This is a genomic window from Leifsonia sp. P73, from assembly GCF_051059105.1.
Taxonomy (GTDB): domain Bacteria; phylum Actinomycetota; class Actinomycetes; order Actinomycetales; family Microbacteriaceae; genus Leifsonia.
Window position 1 is genome coordinate 2211910 of the sequence record NZ_CP194931.1, and the last position, 16250, is coordinate 2228159.

Annotated in this window: 20 protein-coding genes and 1 pseudogene; 12 read left to right on the top strand and 9 right to left on the bottom strand. The window is 72.3% G+C overall.

The genetic code is table 11. The features are described 5' to 3' along the window. Positions 1 to 100: 100 nt before the first annotated feature. Positions 101 to 937, bottom strand: a complete 837-nt coding sequence (locus ACQ86L_RS11175; protein WP_434315459.1) for a MarR family winged helix-turn-helix transcriptional regulator — start codon at positions 935 to 937, stop codon at positions 101 to 103. A gap of 56 nt (positions 938 to 993) precedes the next feature. Between ACQ86L_RS11175 and ACQ86L_RS11180 the strand changes: the two genes are divergently transcribed. Further along, positions 994 to 2238, top strand: a complete 1245-nt coding sequence (locus ACQ86L_RS11180; protein ID WP_434315460.1) for a hypothetical protein — start codon at positions 994 to 996, stop codon at positions 2236 to 2238. A gap of 79 nt (positions 2239 to 2317) precedes the next feature. Then, positions 2318 to 2869, top strand: coding sequence for an isopentenyl-diphosphate Delta-isomerase (idi, locus tag ACQ86L_RS11185; RefSeq protein WP_434315461.1), 552 nt, complete (start codon positions 2318 to 2320; stop codon positions 2867 to 2869). A gap of 139 nt (positions 2870 to 3008) precedes the next feature. Here the strand turns inward: idi and ACQ86L_RS11190 are convergent, their stop codons facing one another. Then, entirely contained in the window at positions 3009 to 3536 is a 528-nt protein-coding gene (locus tag ACQ86L_RS11190) for a hypothetical protein (RefSeq protein ID WP_434315462.1), read from the bottom strand. A 25-nt stretch (positions 3537 to 3561) separates the two neighbouring features. Next, positions 3562 to 4167 carry a dCTP deaminase gene (dcd, locus tag ACQ86L_RS11195; protein WP_185275885.1) on the bottom strand — a complete coding sequence of 202 codons (606 nt, stop codon included), beginning with the start codon at positions 4165 to 4167 and terminating at the stop codon, positions 3562 to 3564. Positions 4168 to 4275: 108 nt separating this feature from the next. Between dcd and ACQ86L_RS11200 the strand changes: the two genes are divergently transcribed. The 3 genes from ACQ86L_RS11200 to ACQ86L_RS11210 are packed head-to-tail and all read left to right on the top strand — an operon-like array spanning position 4276 to position 6154. Then, positions 4276 to 4878, top strand: a complete 603-nt coding sequence (locus ACQ86L_RS11200) for a helix-turn-helix domain-containing protein (RefSeq protein ID WP_434315463.1) — start codon at positions 4276 to 4278, stop codon at positions 4876 to 4878. Continuing rightward, positions 4875 to 5396: an MFS transporter gene (locus tag ACQ86L_RS11205; RefSeq protein WP_434315464.1), complete on the top strand. Its 522-nt coding sequence runs from the start codon at positions 4875 to 4877 to the stop codon at positions 5394 to 5396. The genes ACQ86L_RS11200 and ACQ86L_RS11205 overlap by 4 nt, the downstream gene beginning before the upstream one ends. Next, on the top strand, positions 5342 to 6154 hold the full coding sequence (locus ACQ86L_RS11210) for an MFS transporter (protein WP_434315465.1): 813 nt from the start codon (positions 5342 to 5344) through the stop codon (positions 6152 to 6154). Before ACQ86L_RS11205 ends, ACQ86L_RS11210 begins: the two co-directional genes overlap by 55 nt. Positions 6155 to 6164: 10 nt before the next feature. Here the strand turns inward: ACQ86L_RS11210 and ACQ86L_RS11215 are convergent, their stop codons facing one another. Together ACQ86L_RS11215 and ACQ86L_RS11220 are read right to left on the bottom strand one after the other, a co-directional pair. Then, positions 6165 to 6860: a hypothetical protein gene (locus ACQ86L_RS11215; RefSeq protein WP_434315466.1), complete on the bottom strand. Its 696-nt coding sequence runs from the start codon at positions 6858 to 6860 to the stop codon at positions 6165 to 6167. 8 nt (positions 6861 to 6868) lie between these two features. Further along, entirely contained in the window at positions 6869 to 7846 is a 978-nt protein-coding gene (locus ACQ86L_RS11220; RefSeq protein ID WP_434315467.1) for a LysR family transcriptional regulator, read from the bottom strand. Between the two features lie 105 nt (positions 7847 to 7951). Between ACQ86L_RS11220 and ACQ86L_RS11225 the strand changes: the two genes are divergently transcribed. From ACQ86L_RS11225 to ACQ86L_RS11240, 4 genes are read left to right on the top strand one after another with little or no spacing between them, the layout of a single operon-like run. Continuing rightward, positions 7952 to 9307: an MFS transporter gene (locus ACQ86L_RS11225; protein WP_434315468.1), complete on the top strand. Its 1356-nt coding sequence runs from the start codon at positions 7952 to 7954 to the stop codon at positions 9305 to 9307. Between the two features lie 34 nt (positions 9308 to 9341). Beyond that, positions 9342 to 10088 (top strand): 3-hydroxybutyrate dehydrogenase, encoded by a 747-nt coding sequence (locus ACQ86L_RS11230; RefSeq protein WP_434315469.1) that lies wholly within the window; start codon positions 9342 to 9344, stop codon positions 10086 to 10088. After that, positions 10085 to 10864 carry a CoA transferase subunit A gene (locus ACQ86L_RS11235; protein ID WP_434315470.1) on the top strand — a complete coding sequence of 260 codons (780 nt, stop codon included), beginning with the start codon at positions 10085 to 10087 and terminating at the stop codon, positions 10862 to 10864. Before ACQ86L_RS11230 ends, ACQ86L_RS11235 begins: the two co-directional genes overlap by 4 nt. Position 10865: 1 nt before the next feature. Continuing rightward, the gene (locus ACQ86L_RS11240) at positions 10866 to 11492 is read left to right on the top strand and encodes a 3-oxoacid CoA-transferase subunit B (RefSeq protein WP_434315471.1); all 627 of its coding nucleotides are present in this window, start codon (positions 10866 to 10868) and stop codon (positions 11490 to 11492) included. A gap of 11 nt (positions 11493 to 11503) precedes the next feature. Here ACQ86L_RS11240 and ACQ86L_RS11245 read toward each other — a convergent pair whose 3' ends face one another. Further along, positions 11504 to 12328: a sensor histidine kinase gene (locus ACQ86L_RS11245; protein WP_434315472.1), complete on the bottom strand. Its 825-nt coding sequence runs from the start codon at positions 12326 to 12328 to the stop codon at positions 11504 to 11506. Then, on the bottom strand, positions 12268 to 13485 hold the full coding sequence (locus ACQ86L_RS11250; protein WP_434315473.1) for an MASE1 domain-containing protein: 1218 nt from the start codon (positions 13483 to 13485) through the stop codon (positions 12268 to 12270). Before ACQ86L_RS11250 ends, ACQ86L_RS11245 begins: the two co-directional genes overlap by 61 nt. Positions 13486 to 13601: 116 nt before the next feature. Here ACQ86L_RS11250 and ACQ86L_RS11255 point away from each other — a divergent pair, with 116 nt between their 5' ends. From ACQ86L_RS11255 to ACQ86L_RS11265, 3 genes and pseudogenes are all read left to right on the top strand, one after another. After that, on the top strand, positions 13602 to 13724 hold the full coding sequence (locus ACQ86L_RS11255; RefSeq protein WP_434315474.1) for a hypothetical protein: 123 nt from the start codon (positions 13602 to 13604) through the stop codon (positions 13722 to 13724). 181 nt (positions 13725 to 13905) lie between these two features. After that, positions 13906 to 14177 (top strand): annotated as a pseudogene (locus ACQ86L_RS11260) (phophatidylserine decarboxylase associated domain-containing protein); the annotation flags it as partial. 39 nt (positions 14178 to 14216) lie between these two features. Further along, positions 14217 to 14978, top strand: coding sequence for a phosphatidylserine decarboxylase (locus tag ACQ86L_RS11265; protein ID WP_434318883.1), 762 nt, complete (start codon positions 14217 to 14219; stop codon positions 14976 to 14978). 9 nt (positions 14979 to 14987) lie between these two features. Here the strand turns inward: ACQ86L_RS11265 and ACQ86L_RS11270 are convergent, their stop codons facing one another. Both ACQ86L_RS11270 and ACQ86L_RS11275 read right to left on the bottom strand, forming a co-directional pair. Next, positions 14988 to 15269 carry a hypothetical protein gene (locus ACQ86L_RS11270; RefSeq protein WP_434315475.1) on the bottom strand — a complete coding sequence of 94 codons (282 nt, stop codon included), beginning with the start codon at positions 15267 to 15269 and terminating at the stop codon, positions 14988 to 14990. Between the two features lie 28 nt (positions 15270 to 15297). Beyond that, entirely contained in the window at positions 15298 to 16245 is a 948-nt protein-coding gene (locus ACQ86L_RS11275) for a helix-turn-helix domain-containing protein (RefSeq protein WP_434315476.1), read from the bottom strand. Positions 16246 to 16250 lie beyond the last annotated feature (5 nt).

Sequence of the window (16250 nt, forward strand, 5' to 3'; positions counted from 1 at the left end):
TGCGACACGCCGGGCTACTGCGGTGAACGGAGGAGATCGCAGGCGTGGGGCGCGGGAGGTCCTCCGTCGGCGACGGTGGCTGGGGCCGGCGGCCGCCGGGTCAGCGGGGCCAGGCTTGGACGAAGCGGGCGAAGAGCTCGGCGAAGGTGCGGGCCTCCTCGGGGGTGAAGGAGGCCAGGGCGGTCTCGACGGCGGAGCGGCGGTGGTCCTGGACCTCGCCGAGCTGTGACCGTCCGGCGGCGGTGAGCTGGATGAGCGCCCGCCGCGCGTCGGACGGGTCGGGCACGCGCCGCACGAGGCCGCGCTCGACGCCCTCCTGCACCAGCCGGCTCGCGCGCGGCTGATCGACGCCGATCGCGGTGGCGAGGGAGCTGACCGAGAGCTGACGCCCCTCGGCGTCGGCGGCGGCCAGCGCCTCCAGCATCCGGATGCGGGCGAAGCGGCCGAGCGAGCCGTCGCGTCCGCGGCGCCCGGGGCCGGGACGGGCGGAGTCGCCGAAGGGGCCGGGGAAGCCGGCCCATGGGCCGCGCGGGGACCAGGTGTGCGGGTCGAAGCCGTGCGGGGTGGGGTGGGAGTGGGAGTGGTGGTCGTGGGGGGTGGCGTTGTCGGTGCGGCCGCGGTCGGGGCCGTTGCTGCCGTGGGTCTGGTCGGCGCCGTTGCCGGTGGGGCTGTGGTCGGCGCCGTCGGCGGGGCGGGTCTGGTCCGTGCCGTTAGTGCTGCGGTCGCCGTCGGCGGGGTCGGTGGCGCCGCTCTGGTCCGTGCCGTTGCCGCCATGGTCGCGGTTCGCGTGGCCGCGGCCGGGGTAGGCGCCGTGGTCCCACGGCCCCGTCGGGCGGCGGCGGGACTGGTCGCGGCGGACGGCGACCAGCGAGCGCTCGATGAGTGCGACGACGTCCGCTTCGGGCGAACGGTCCTGCTCTTGACGATCCTCAGCCATGCATGTAACTATACATTTACTTGTAACAGTACATAGAAACCGAAGGGAGTCTCCCGATGACGACCATCGACGACTCGAACACCAACGATTCATCCGACACCCCGCCCTACTTCTGGTTCGGCGAGATCAGCGCGCGCCTCCGCGCCCGGACGCGCGCCGAGCTCAACGAGCTCGACCTCGGCCGCCGGGGCTGGCGCGTCCTGCGCACCCTCGCGGACGGCCCGGCCACCGCCGACGAGCTCTACGCCTCCCTCCCGCACCGCGGACGCCGCGGCGGGTCGTTCGGAGGCCGGCCCACCGGAGCTGGCCGTCCCGCTGAAGCGGACTCGCGCCTGGACGGCGACGCCCCCTCCGGCGAGCCGTCCCACGCGGCCGCCGCACCTCACGAATGGCGGGGCCACCCCGACTGGATGCGGCGCGAGTGGGAGCGCCGCCAGCAGATGTACCGCGCGTGGATGGAGCATGACAGCTCCCGTGCGCAGGCAGCGTCGCATGAGCACGATGGGCACGCGCACGACCACGACCACAGCGAGCACGACCACAACGGGCGCGATCACGGCGGCCACCCGCACGAGCAGGGCGAGCGCGACCAGAGCAAGCCCGACAACTACGGCCCCGACCACGGCGACGACCACCAGGGGCACGCCGAGGACGGGCACGACCACGACCACGACCACGACCACGACCACGACCACGACCACGAGCACCACCACCACGACGAGCACGACGACCACTCCCACCACCACCCGCACCCCGACCACCACGGCGCCGAGCAGGCGTTCGAGCGCGGCTTCGAGCGCGGGTTCGTCCGCGGCGTCGAGCGGGGGCACGCCGGGCACGGCTTCGGTCCCGGCGGGTTCGGGTACGGCGGCTTCGGCCCGGGCCGCTACGGTCGCGGCTTCGGCCCCGGCCGGTTCGGTCCGGACGCCTGGGGTCACGAGCACTATGGGCACGGTCGCCCTCCGTTCGCCGGGCGGCACGGCTTCGACGGGCGCTGCCGCGGCGGCGTGGACCGCATCCTCGCGGACTTCGTCGAGCGCGGCTGGGTCTGGTTCGACGGGGACCGCGCGACGCTGACCGACGAGGGACACGCGGCGCACGACACCGCCGCCGAGCGCATCCGCACAGCGCGGGCGACGGTCTTCGAGGGCATCGACCCCGCCGACCTCGCCACCACGCTCGCCACCCTCGAGGCGATGGCGCGCAACCTCGGCTGGACGCCGCGCGCGGAGGAGGCTGAAGAAGCCAGCACCGCCACCGGCGAGGCCGCCGACGCCGAAGAGGGCACCGACGCCGACTGACCCGACGGCACACTCCCGAGGGGGCGCGGCCACCGGTCGCGCCCTCTCCCGCCGCCCCGCCCGCGCCTAGGATGGACGCATGACGTCACCGCGCGAAGAGGTCGTCCTGCTCGCGGAGGACGGCACCCCGATCGGGACCGCGGACAAGGCGACCGTCCACACCGCGGACACGCCCCTCCACCTCGCCTTCTCCTGCCATCTGTTCGACGGCGAGGGCCGCATCCTCGTGACCCGCCGCGCGCTGAGCAAGGCCACCTGGCCGGGCGTCTGGACCAACTCGTTCTGCGGGCATCCCGCGCCGGGCGAGTCGATGGAGGACGCCATCGCGCGCCGCGCCGCTGACGAGCTCGGCACCTCGGTCGAGAACCTCGTGCCGGTGATCCCCGACTTCACGTACCGCGCGACCGACGCCGCCGGCATCGTCGAGTACGAGGTCTGCCCGGTGTTCACGGCGACGATCGCCGGCGACCTGGACCCGTCCGCCGACGAGGTCGCCGAATGGGAGTGGGTCGACCCGCGCTCATTGCTGGCCGCGGTGGAGGCGACGCCGTGGGCGTTCAGCCCGTGGCTGACCCTCCAGCTCCCCGCCCTCTACGCCGACGATGCACCCGAAGCTTCAGGCCAGCTGTGAGTCTGACTCACTATTTTCCACCTGTGTAATCGACTGTGGATAACTCGCGACACGTATGCCGCGAAGCGAATCCATTCGGAGACGAAGCAGTTCACCGGGGTAGGAGTTGCGGGAGCGCACAGCCGCTGCGCAAGACGGATCAGCCGGTGCGCACCGCGTCGACGTGCTGCTCCAGCCACCAGGTGCGGCCCTCGTCGTTCGAGACCCAGCCGTCCCACTCGAAAGACTCGGCGGTGATCTTCGAGAAGTTCCAGCGGATCGGGCGGCCGTCGGTCTGGGTGCCGTCCTGCCGGATTCCGTCGCGGCGGTGCGGTGTGGCGACCAGCGTGCAGAAGTCGCCCGCCGCGGCGCCGAACCAGCTCACCCGCCACGCGCCGAGCGTCGAATCGTAGACGCGCACGGTCGAGCCGTGGGCGACGAGGGACTCGGGATGCTCGGGATCGCGCGCGACCAGGACGTCCTGCACGGCCCGGCCGCCGAGCGTGTACGCGAACACCCACTCCTCGACCCGCTCCGTCCACGCGCCGGAGGCCTCGTCCAGGAAGCGGACGTCGGCCCGCCAGCTGCCGACGAGCTGCCCGAAGAGGTGCATCCGCTGCGGACGCTCGGGCGTCGGCCCGGCCGCGATCAGGGCTCGCGCGAAAAGGGAATCGGTCGACTCGCTCATGGGCAGCCCTCTCGGGTCGGGGGGTCTAGCTGGACGGGCGTCCGGCTTCGGTCGCGGACACGTCGGTCCGGTGGAAGTTGAGGTACGAACGCGAGGCGGTCGGGCCGCGCTGGCCCTGGTAGCGCGAGCTGTACTCGGCCGACCCGTACGGCTTCTCGGCCGCGGAGGACAGCCGGAAGAAGCACATCTGGCCGATCTTCATCCCCGGCCAGAGTTTGATCGGCAGCGTCGCGACGTTGCTCAGCTCCAGGGTGACGTGCCCGGAGAAGCCGGGGTCGATGAAGCCCGCCGTGGAGTGGGTGAGGAGTCCGAGCCGCCCGAGCGAGCTCTTGCCCTCCAGCCGCGCGGCGACGTCGTCGGGCAGGCTCACCAGCTCGAAGGTGGACCCGAGCACGAACTCGCCGGGGTGCAGGATGAACGCCTGGTCGGGATCCACCTCGACGAACCGGGTCAGCTCCGGCTGGTCGACCGCGGGGTCGATGAACGGGTACTTGTGGTTGTCGAACAGGCGGAAGAAGCGGTCGAGCCGGACGTCGATGCTCGACGGCTGGACCATCGCGGGCTCGTACGGCTCCAGCGCGATCCGCCCGGCACCCAGTTCGGCCTTGATGTCACGATCGGAGAGAAGCACGCGCCCAGCCTATCGGGTGCGCGGGGAGCGGGATCGGGGGTTACGTCGCAGCGGTGATAATCGCAGAAACTCTTTTGCAGAATCTTTTCTGCGATTACACTGCACCATATGACCGACGAGCCGAACCCGTTCCCGGAGCTCGATCCCGCACAGGATGTGCTGCTCAGCCCCTCCGCCATGCGCGGGCTGGTCAACCCGCTGCGACTGCGACTGCTCGACCTCCTCCAGGCCGACGGACCCTCCACCGCGACCGAGCTCGGCCGGCGCGTGGGCCAGTCCACCGGCGTCACCAGCTACCACCTGCGCGTGCTCGCCGAGCACGGCTTCATCGTGGAGGACGCCGAGCGCGGCAACGACCGCGACCGCTGGTGGCGCGCGGTGCACCGGTCGACCTCCTTCTCGTTCCGCGTGCCGGGCGACGCCGCCACCGAGGAGACCGTCGACCAGGCCGTGCAGTTCGTGCGGCTCAACGCGGAGGAGTCGCACCGGCGCGTGCTGGCGTGGGTGGACACGCTGTCCAGCCAGGTGGAGGAGCTGCCGGAGCTGCCGTGGACCGTCAGCGACTGGCCGCTCACCCTGACCGTCGAGCAGGCCCGGGAGGTCACGGCGGCCGTGCGCGACCTCGTGACGCGGTTCCGGCGCGAGCCGGGAGCGGACGCCGGCGACGGGATCCGGGTGCACGCGCAGTTCCAGCTGTTCCCGGAGCCATGAACAGCATCGCGCCCCGCCGCGCTCCGCTGCTCGGGCTGATCGGCGCGTACCTGGTCTCCGGCGCGGGCACGGCGCTGTCGGCCATCGCGATCCCGTGGCTCGTGCTCGTCACGACCGGCAGCGCCGTCGCCACCGGCCTGGTCGGGTTCGCGGAGATGGCGCCGTACGTGCTGCTGCAGGCGACCGCCGGGCCGCTGGTCGACCGGGTCGGCCTGCGTCGCACCTTCCTGATCGGCAACCTCGTCGCCGCGGCCGCGGTGTTCGCGGTGTTCCTGCTCGGCGCGCTGCACGACCTCCCGCTCGGCGCTCTGGTGGCGCTTGTCGCCGTGGCCGGCGCCGTGCGCGGTGCGGCGGACGCGGCCTCCACGCCGATGATCCCCCGCTGGCGCGGCTGGCCCACTGGAGCGACGAGCGCGCGGTCGGGCTCTACTCGGGCGCGAACCGGGCGGCGCTGCTGGTCGGGATGCCGCTCGCGGGCGTGCTGGTCGCGCTGGTCGGCCCGGCGGTCACGATCCTGATCGACAGCCTGAGCTTCCTCTGCGCGGTCGTGGTGGTGGCGGCGACGGTGCCGCGGGTCCGGCCGGAGCCGGAGACGCCTGCCCCTGCGCCACGGCTCAGGCCGCGCGCCTACTTCGCCGAACTGCGGGAGGGCCTGCGTTTCCTCCGCGCCGACCGGCTCCTGCTCAGCCTGATGGCCCTGATCGTGCTCACGAATCTGCTCGACCAGGCGATGAGCGCGGTGTTCCTCCCGGTCTGGGCGCACGACCGGGTGCACGACGCGGTCGCGTTCGGCGTGGTCGGCGGCGCGTCCGGGCTGGGGATGCTCGCGGGCGTGCTGCTCACCGCGTGGCTGGGCCAGCGGCTCCCGCGCTGGCTGACCTTCGCCCTCTGCACGCTGCTGGCGTCGGCGCCGCCGTTCTTCGCGGTGGCGGGCTGGACGTCCGTCGTCGCCGTCGCCGCGGTGTTCTTCGTGTGCGGCGTCTTCGGCGGCGTCCCGAACCCGATCATCGGGGCGGTCCAGTACGAGCGGGTGCCCGCGCTGCTGCAGACCCGCGTGCTCGGGGCCATGAAGGCGAGCGCCTACCTGGGCGTGCCGTTCGGGTCGCTGCTCGGGGGCCTCCTCGCGCAGGGCGTGGGACTGACCTGGGCGTGCGTCGGTGCGGGCGCGGTGATGCTGCTGGCGACGTTGGCGCCGCTGGTGTTCCCGGTCTGGCGGCAGCTCGACCGGCCCGCCTCCGCGGCGGGGTCGCCGCGGCTCGGACCCGAGGCGGCGTGAGGCGGACCGCTCAGTACCCGGAGGGCCAGACGAACGCCTTCGGCGCGGAGGCCGTGGTCCCCTTCTTCGCGACGACGACGTCGATGTCCTGGTGCGAGGTGAGCGGGATCGTGCGCGGGTCGCCGGTGAACGTCTTGCCGTTCACGAAGACGGTGACGGTCTGCCCGTCGGCGCCGTCCCGGTACGCACCGACCTGGCCCTGGCCGAGCTTCTGACCCCACTCGTCGAACACCTGGCCCAGCGTGAACGTCCGGACCTCCGCCGACTCGACGTGGATGATGCCGGACTCGTCGTGCGTGTGGATCGGCGAGATGCGCTGCTGCGCCTCGTCGATGCCGATGCCGGCGGGAACGGCGACGGGCGCACCGTCCACCGTGACGCTCAGGTGCTGGTGGATGTGCAGCGCCGACCCCTCGGCGGTGAGCATCGTCAGGCCGGCGGCGCGCACGGCGCCCTCCACATCGGCGGGCGCGGCCCAGGCTGCCGCGCTCGCGGAGGACGCAGAGGTGCTCGCGGCGGACGTCGGCGGCTGCTGACCGTTCACGACGACCGCCGTGACGATGCCGGCCACGGCGAGCACCGCGACCACGGCGCCGCCTCCGATCAGGAGCTGTCGTCGGCGGGCCCGGCGCTGCTCCTGCAGCCGCAGCTCGGCCGCGCGCTTCTGGGCTTCGAGCCGGCGATCTCGCTTGGGGGTGTCGTTCACGATCACAGTCAAGCAAGTCGCTGCTGTGCGCGCGCCGCGGACACGGTGCGAAAAGTCCCGGAATCCTCAGGTACCGCTCGCCGACCGCCCGGCCAGGATGTCCGCGGCGTCCCGCGCCCCTCCCGCAGCGCGTGCGCGACGGCGGCGACGGCGGGATGCCGCAGCGAGTCCGGGTGGACGACCATCCAGTACGGCAGCGTGGCATGGAGCTCGCCCGGCAGCAGCCGGACCAGGTCGTCGTGGCGGTCCGCCATGAAGCACGGCAGCAGCCCGATGCCGGCGCCCGCGCGGGTGGCCTCCACGTGGACGAACACGTTCGTGGAGGTGAGCGCGTCGCGCATCTCCGGGGCGAGGCGCCGCGGCAGGTCGAGGTCGTCCACCTGCAGGATCGAGTCGATGAAGTAGACGAGCGGGTGCGCGAAGACCTGGTCGGGCGTCGTCGGAGTGCCGTTGCGGGCGAGGTAATCGAGGGAGGCGTACATCCCGAGCGCGTAGGAGCCCAGCTCGACCGTGTGGGCGCGGCGGGTCTCCGGACGCCCCACGACGACCTCGATGTCCAGGCCGGAGCGGTGCTGCAGCGCACGCCGGGTCACGGTGAGGATCTCCACCGAGAGGCCGGGGTGCTCCCTCCGGAGCGCGGCGATGGCCGGGGCGGCGATGTACGCGCTGAAGCCGTCGGTCGCCGACATCCGGACCACCCCGTCGATGGGGTCGGCCTCCGCCTCGGGGCGGGTGAGCGCCGCCACCGCCGCCTCGATGCGGCCGGCGACGTCCACCGCGCGGCTGCCGAGCGGCGTGAGCTCCCAGCCGCCGGACGCCTGGGTCAGCAGCCGGCCGCCCAGAGTCTCCTCCAGCGCGTCGATCCGCCGGGAGACCGTGGTGTGGTCGACGCCGAGCTGCTCGGCCGCGCGGGCGAACCGGCCGGCACGCGCCACCGCGAGGAGGACGAGCAGGTCGTCCGATCTGGGCTTCTTCGACGCGTCCATGCGTGCAATTATGCACAGCGCCATCGCATCCTTGGGCATTGATTCGCACTTGTACCCCGGGTTGACTGGCCCGCGGATGTCACCGTCGACATCGAAGGAGAGAGTATGGAAACCACAGCGAGTCCCCGCACCCTCAAGACGATCGTCGCCGCATCCATGGCGGGCACGGTCGTCGAATGGTATGAGTTCTTCCTCTACGCCACCGCCGCGAGCCTGGTCTTCGGCACGTTCTTCTTCCCCGCAACCGGCAGTCCGCTGGACGGGGTCATCGCCGCGTTCGTCACGTATGCTGTCGGATTCATCGCCCGCCCGCTCGGTGGCATCGTCTTCGGGCAGATCGGTGACCGGTTCGGTCGCAAGCCCACGCTGCAGGCCACGATCATCATCGTCGGCGCCGCCACGTTCCTGATGGGCTGCCTGCCCGGCTTCGCGAGCGTCGGCTACTGGGCGCCCGCGCTGCTGGTCGCGCTGCGGTTCATCCAGGGCTTCGCGCTCGGCGGCGAATGGGGCGGCGCCGTGCTGCTGGTGGCCGAGCAGAGCCCCGACCGCACGCGTGGGTTCTGGTCGAGCTGGCCGCAGGCCGCCGTGCCGGTCGGCAACCTCCTCGCCACCCTCGTGCTCCTGGTGTCGTCGTGGGTGATGGCACCGGAGGCATTCCTCAGCTGGGGTTGGCGGATCGCGTTCTGGCTGTCCGCGGTGATCGTGCTCGTGGGCTTCTACATCCGCACCCGGGTCAGCGAGGCACCGATCTTCATCGAGGCGAAGGCGCAGGCCGAGAGCGAGCAGCGCGGAGGCTACGGCGTGGGCCAGGTGCTCAAGCGCTACCCGGGAGGCGTGCTGAAGGCGATGGGCCTGCGCTTCGCGGAGAACATCTTCTACTACATCGTGGTCAGCTTCACGATCGTCTACCTGAAGGAGGTGCACGATTACAACACCGCCCAGCTGCTGCTGGCCCTGCTGATCGCGCACGTCGTGCACTTCCTCGTCATCCCGCAGGTCGGCCGCCTCAGCGACCGCGTCGGACGCAAGCCGGTCTACCTGATCGGCGCGGTGCTCGCCGCCACCTGGGCGTTCTTCGCCTTCCCGCTGTTCGACACCCTCAACCCGCCGCTCATCGTCCTGGCGGTGACCATCGGACTGGTGTTCCACGCCTTCATGTACGCGCCGCAGCCCGCCATCATGGCCGAGCTGTTCCCGACGCGGATGCGCTACTCGGGAGTCTCCCTCGGCTCGCAGGTGGTCTCGATCGTGGCCGGCTCGCTCGCGCCGATCCTGGCGACCGCGTGGCTGAAGGACTACCACAGCTGGACGCCGGTGGCCGTCTACATCGTGATCGCCTGCGTCGTGACCCTGGTCGCTGTGCTGACGCTGCGCGAGACGAAGGGCATCTCGCTGGAGGCCGTCGACCAGGCCGACGCGGCCCGCGACGTCCGGGGCGCCGCGCCGTCCGTCGCGCGCTGACCCCGGCCCACCCCCACCGAAAGGCACCACCACTATGAGCCCGTTCCAGGGACGCCGCGCACTCGTCACTGGCGGCGCGAGCGGAATCGGCGCAGCCTGCGCCCGCGCGTTCGCCGCCGCCGGCGCGCACGTCACCGTGGCCGACATCGACGGCGACGCGGCCTCCCGCGTCGCCGCCGAGATCGGCGGTGCGAGCTGGAAGGTCGACCTCGCCGACACCGGTGCGCTCGCCGACCTCCGGCTGGACACCGACATCCTCGTCAACAACGCGGGCATCCAGCACGTCAGCCCGATCGAGGAGTTCGACCCGGAGCGGTTCTCGCTGATCCTGCGCCTGATGCTGGAGGCGCCGTTCCTGCTCATCCGCGCCGCGCTGCCCGGGATGTACGAGCGCGGCTTCGGGCGCGTGATCAACCTGTCGAGCGTGCACGGCCTGCGCGCCTCGAAGTACAAGGCGGCCTACGTCTCCGCCAAGCACGGCCTGGAGGGCCTGTCGAAGGTGACCGCGCTGGAGGGCGGCGAGCACGGCGTGACGAGCAACTGCATCGACCCGGGCTACGTGCGCTCCCCGCTCGTGGAGAAGCAGATCGCGGACCAGGCCCGCCTCAACGGGGTCGACGAAGCCGAGGTGCTGTCACGGGTGCTGCTCGCCGAGTCGGCCGTGAAGCGGCTGGTGGAGCCGCACGAGGTCGCCAGCCTCGCGCTCTGGCTCGCCGGGCCGGACGCGGGGATGGTCACCGGCGCGAGCTACACCATGGACGGCGGGTGGAGCGCCCGATGACCGCGCGAATCGACAAGACGCTCGCGTCGGCGGCGGAGGCCGTGGCCGACATCCCGAGCGGCGCCTCCCTCGCAGTCGGCGGGTTCGGGCTGTGCGGCATCCCGATGGTGCTCATCGAGGCGCTGCTCGCGAGCGGCGTGGACGACCTCTCGGTGGTCAGCAACAACTGCGGCGTGGACGACTGGGGCCTCGGCGTCCTGCTCGCCGCCCGGCGCATCCGCAAGATGACCTCCTCGTACGTCGGCGAGAACCGCGAGTTCGAGCGCCAGTACCTCAGCGGCGAGCTCGAACTGGAGCTGACCCCGCAGGGCACGCTCGGCGAGAAGCTGCGGGCCGGCGGCTCGGGGATCGCCGCGTTCTTCACGCGCACGGGCGTCGGCACGCTCGTCGCGGAGGGCGGCCTGCCGCGCCGCTACGCGCCGGACGGCTCGGTCGCCGTGGCCTCCCCGCCCAAGCAGGTGCAGACGTTCGAGGTCGGCGGCGCGCGCCAGGAGTTCGTGCTGGAGGAGGCCATCAGCACCGACTTCGCCCTCGTGCACGCCGAGGTCGGCGACCGGGCGGGGAACCTGCGCTTCCACGCCTCCGCCCGCAACTTCTCCCCGCTGGCCGCCATGGCCGGCCGGGTCTGCGTCGCCCAGGTGGAGCGGCTGGTCGAGCCGGGAGAGCTGGCGCCCGACGACATCCACCTGCCCGGCGTCTACGTGCACCGGGTGGTCGAGGTCGGGGACGTAGAGAAGCGCGTCGAGCGGCTCACCACCGCGGGAACGGGGGCGTGAGATGCCGCTGACCCGCGATCAGCTCGCCGCGCGCGCCGCCCTCGAACTGCCGGACGGCGCCTACGTGAACCTGGGCATCGGCCTCCCGACGCTCATCCCGAACCACCTCCCGGCCGGGCGGTCGGTCGTGCTCCAGTCGGAGAACGGCATCCTCGGCACCGGTCCCTACCCCGCCGCCGACGCGGTCGACCCCGACCTCATCAACGCGGGCAAGGAGACCGTGACCACGCTCCCGGGCGCGGCGTTCTTCGACTCGGCGCTCAGCTTCGGCATGATCCGCGGCGGGAAGATCGACGTGGCGGTGCTCGGCGCGATGCAGGTGTCCGCGAGCGGCGACCTGGCCAACTGGATGATCCCGGGCCGGATGGTCAAGGGCCCGGGAGGCGCGATGGACCTCGTGCACGGCGCCGGGCGGGTCATCGTGCTGATGGAGCACGTGGCGAAGGACGGCAGCCCGAAGATCGTGCCGGAGTGCACGCTGCCGCTGACCGGGCGCGCGGTGGTCGACAGGATCATCACCGACCTCGCCGTGATCGACGTGACGCCGGCCGGCCTCCGGCTCGTGGAGCTCGCGCCCGGCGTGGAGCTGCAGACGGTGCTCGACGCGACGGCGGCGCCGATCGCCTGAGGCAGGCGCCCTCACGCCGCGGGCGTGCTCCTCGGCAACTCGATCGTCGCCCGCGTGCCGCCGGTCGCCGGCGACTCCAGCCGGACGGAGCCCCCGTTGCGCTCCACCAGCTCCGCGACGATCGCCAGCCCGAGACCGGTGCCGGGGACCGCGGCCTTCTGCATCCCCGGCGCGCGGTAGAAGCGGTCGAAGGCGTGCGCGAGGATCTCCTCGCTCATGCCCGGTCCGGTGTCCGCGACCACCACGGTGATCGTCGCCTCGTCGGCGGACGACGTGACCGTCACACGTCCGCCGTCCGGCGTGAACTTGACGGCGTTGGCGACCAGATTGGTCAGGATGCGGCCCACGTCCCCCGGCTCCGCACGGGCGGTGCCGGCGTGACCCGTCGCCGACAGGTCGATGTGCTTCTTCGCCGCGATGACGCTGGACGCGCTCACCACGTCGCGGATCTGATCGTCCACGTCGGCCTCGGCGAGCGCGCCGCCGGGCCTCCCCACCGTCGCCCCCAGGGTCAGCAGGTCCTCGACCAGGGAGGACAGCCGCACCGCGTTCCGGTCGATCACCTCGACCCAGGCCTTCTCCTGGTCCCCGAGCGCGTCCGACTCGGCGAGCAGCTCGCAGAACCCGACGATGCTGGTGATCGGGGTGCGGAGCTCGTGGCTCGTCGTCGCGACGAAGTCCTCGCGCTGACGCTCCAGGTCGATGCGGGTGGTGCGCGCCGCCTCCTGCTCGCGTTCGGCGGCGAGTGTCGCCGCCTGCATCCGGAGCGTGTCGGTCACATCCACGAGCTGCACGGCGAAGCGGTCCGGCTCGTCCGGGATGCCGTTCGCCGCCACCGTGAGCGTGCCCGACTCGCAGCCCACCGTGACAGCGGCCCCATCGGCGAGCGCCGACCTGGCCGCGTCGGCGAGCTCCCCTCCCAGCGCCGGGCGTTCTCCCGAGGAAGCAGGGCGGCCGCGGTGGGGTTGCGCCAGATCACGCGCAGCTCGCCGGCTTTGGAGCGCTCCCCGATCAGCAGCCCGACGGACGCCTCGACGAGGCTGCCGGAGAGGAGCCGGGTGGTGGCCTGGAGCTGCCGGGTGGTGGACCGCAGGTCGTACTGGGCGGCCGCCAGGACGATCGCGAAGCCGGCGAAGGTGACCAGGAAGATCTCGCCGAGCGCGGCCCGCTGTGTGAAGTCCGGAGTCGACCGATCGAATGGACCGCCGCCGGCGATGGTGAGCGCGAGGATGGCCATCGACGCCAGAAGCGTCTCGGTCACCGCGATGCGGATGGGGAACCGGAACGCCGCCCACGAGAGCACCGGGTAGGGGAGGAACGCGAGCGGCAGATCCGTCGCCGGATGGAAGACGGCGACGATCACGACCGCCAGCACGACGGCCTGGGCCACCATCTCCAGGACGGTCGCGCGCACCGGGATGGCGGGCGGGAGCAGCGCGAACGGAGCGATCATGAAGACGGCCGCCGCGTGCGAGGCGGCGACGAACGCCGCCGTGGCGACGAAGCTGCCGCCCTCGAAGACGACGACGGCCGCGGCCGCCAACACCCCGATCGCGAGCGCTCCGGCGAGCACGGCTGCAGTGAACCTCAGCGCGGAATCGAGATCGCGCAGGCGGAATCCCGGGCCTCCCGCACGGACCAGGATCGCGACGACCACCAGCACCTCGACGGTGTTCGCCAGCCCGAACGCGGACGAGACCAGGAGTGGCCGCCCGGCCACGGCGTTCGCCAGGGCCGTGGCCACGAAGATCACGCCCAGCGCCACCGCCCGCTCGCTCCGGCGGCGCACGAGGAGCACGAGCAGCACGGCGAGGCCCGCTGCCGGCCACCAGATCGCGACCTGGCTTCCCGGCGGGGCCAGCCGGACGCCAAGCACCGACGCCGCGAAGAGGAGGACCGCGGCCAGCAGCCACCCCCACCACGGGAAGGCGGCGCGGGACCGCTCGGTGTCCTGTTCGTCGGCGAGCGCAACGTCGGCAGGGCTCAGGGTCACATCAGGGACCGTACCCGGGGGCGGCGTCATCCGCGTGCAGGCTCGCCCTCCGCCCGCCCCCGGCGTACGGTGCCGTGACGACAGGCACCGACAAAACGACAGGAAGGACGAGAACGATGACCGATCGCGACACGCACCGCCCCGACCCCGACGACCTCCCCGACGGCTCCGGCCCGCAGTCCGACGGGGCGGACGACGGCGCCGACACCGCCTCGGGCGGCGGAGCGGACGACCGCTGACATGAGCCGGGAAACCGAGGACCTGAAGCGCCGCGGCGGCTGGCTCCCGCACGACCAGGACGAACTGGAGTCCTGGCTGGACGGCCGGATCGACCGGCTCGGCGAGGACGACACGGCGCCGTACCGGCATCCCGTGATCCAGGAGTTCGCCGACCTCATCGACCGCGACGCGATCGTGCGGATGTATCTGACCAGGATGATCCAGGAGGTGCCGACGACCCGCCGCTACAGCGCGCGTCACATCGAGAGCGTCGGCCAGCTCCTCCGCCTGATCGACGGCGTGCTGGACACGGCGCCGGAGTTCAGCGAGGGCGCGATGGTGACCACGCCGCTCACGGGCATCCTCGACTGGACGATGGGCACCCCTCCGGGATGGCCGCCTACCGCGACCCCCGGGTCAACGCGATCCTGAAGAAGGTCCTCGACGCGTGGGCCGAGTTCCTCAACGGACCGGACTCGCTCTCCGTGCTCAACGACTCGCCGCAGGGCTGGATGTCCGAGAAGGCACGCGAGGTCGTGGGCATCGACCAGTTCGAGCACGACCCCGACGACGAGCACTGGGGCTTCACCTCCTGGAACGACTTCTTCACCCGCCGGCTCAAGGAGGGGGCACGGCCGGTCGACTCCCCCGACGACGACACGGTGGTGGTCAGTGCCTGCGAGTCCACGCCGTACCGGATCAGCAGGGATGTCGCCCGGCACAGCGAGTTCTGGATCAAGAACCAGCCCTACTCGCTGCAGGACCTGCTCGCGGACGACGAGTCGGTGGACGAGTTCGTCGGCGGGACGGTGTACCAGGGCTTCCTCAGCGCGCTGAACTACCACCGCTGGCACAGCCCGGTCGCGGGGACCGTCGTCCGCGCCTTCGTGCAGCCCGGCACCTACTTCTCCGAAGCGGAGTCGGAGGGCGCCGAGGCGGTGGAGGCGACGGCCTCGCAGGGCTACCTCGCTCACGTCGCCGCGCGGGCGATCATCCTCATCCAGGCCGACAACCCGGCGATCGGGCTGATGGCGGTCGTGCCGGTGGGCATGGTGGAGGTGTCCTCGTGCGTGATCGGCGACGACATCGTGCCGGGTCGTCACGTCGGGAAGGGCGACGAGCTGGGCTACTTCCAGTTCGGCGGGTCGACCGAGTGCCTGGTCTTCCGGCCGGGGGCGATCCAGGAGTTCGCGCTCGGGGCCATCCCGCAGACCGGGGCGGCCGGCGCGTCCGTGCTGAGGGTGCGCTCCCGGCTCGCGGTCGCTTCGCGGTAGCGGCTCCGCTCAGACGCCGTAGTTCTCGTAGGCGTCGAACGACGGGAAGACCGCGTCCAGGGCGGCCTTGCCCGCCCGCACGGCGTGGAGCGGCCGCGCGCCCTCCACGACGCGATGCACGGTGACGGCGCTGGCGGGCGTGATGAGCACGCTGACGAGCCGCGTGCCGTCGAGGAAGTCGACGAAGTCGCCGCCCTCCCGCACGGCGGCCACGAGCTGCGCGCGGGTGGTCTCCAGATCGGCGACCGGGTCCAGGCGGCGGTTGGCGACCCTGACGAAGAAGTCGGGCATGGCAGCCTCCTCGGATTCGCCGTGAACGCTACACCCGACCACGGATTCGGCTAGGGGAGGCCTCCGTCGCGCCGAAGGCGGCCCGGTACGAGCGGCGGAACCGGTCCTCCGAGGGGAATCCCCAGCGGGCGGCCAGCGCCGCGTCGCTCAGCGTGGGCTCGGCCGTCCGGTCGACCCGCGCGGCCGAGAGGCGGGCGCGGCGCAGGTAGCTGCCGGCGCCGGTGCCCGTGCGCGAGCGGAACGCCTCGTTGAGGGTGTCGAGGTCGGTCGCGGCCGCGGCAGCGACGTCGCCGAGGGTGATCGGCAGCGACAGGCAGTCGTCGATGAAGTGCGTCGCGCGCCGGTAGACGGCGGCCTCGCCGCGCCGGGTCACGGACGCGCGCCCGCCGTCCCGTTGCAGGGGGAAGGTCCTGAGCGCGCCGACCGCGAGCTCGTGGAACAGGCTCGCGCGGATCATCGGATGCTCGATCATCCCGGACCGCACGTACTCCGAGGCCACCTGGAGGGTCTGCAGCATGACGAGGCTGCGCTGCGGGTCGATCGGCCGCGGCGAGTCGAAGACCGGGTCCATGCGGTCGTCGGCGTAGACCTGGCGGGCGACCTCCCTGAGCCGTTCCGGGGTGATGTAGACGTTGACGATCGTGAGGTCGTCGCCGTGGCCGAACAGCTCGCGCCCGGGCCGCGACAGGAACGGGGTCGCGTAGCCGGAGTCGCGGTCGCCGTCGATCTCCCACCGGTAGTCGCCGGAGAAGACGCCGTGGACGCCGAACTGATCGAACTCGCCGTCGGACTGCCACTCGCCGTCGATGCGGTACACCCCGACCGCGACGCCTTCATCTCCGGCCTGCTTCACCCGAAAGGAGAAGTCCGACCCGGGATCGCGTGTGAACGCGAACCGGCCGCCTGCCTCGCGCAGCAGTGCGTCGGCCTCCGCCGGGTCGCCCGTGCTGCTCTGCACGCGCCTGAGAGCGTCCACATCGG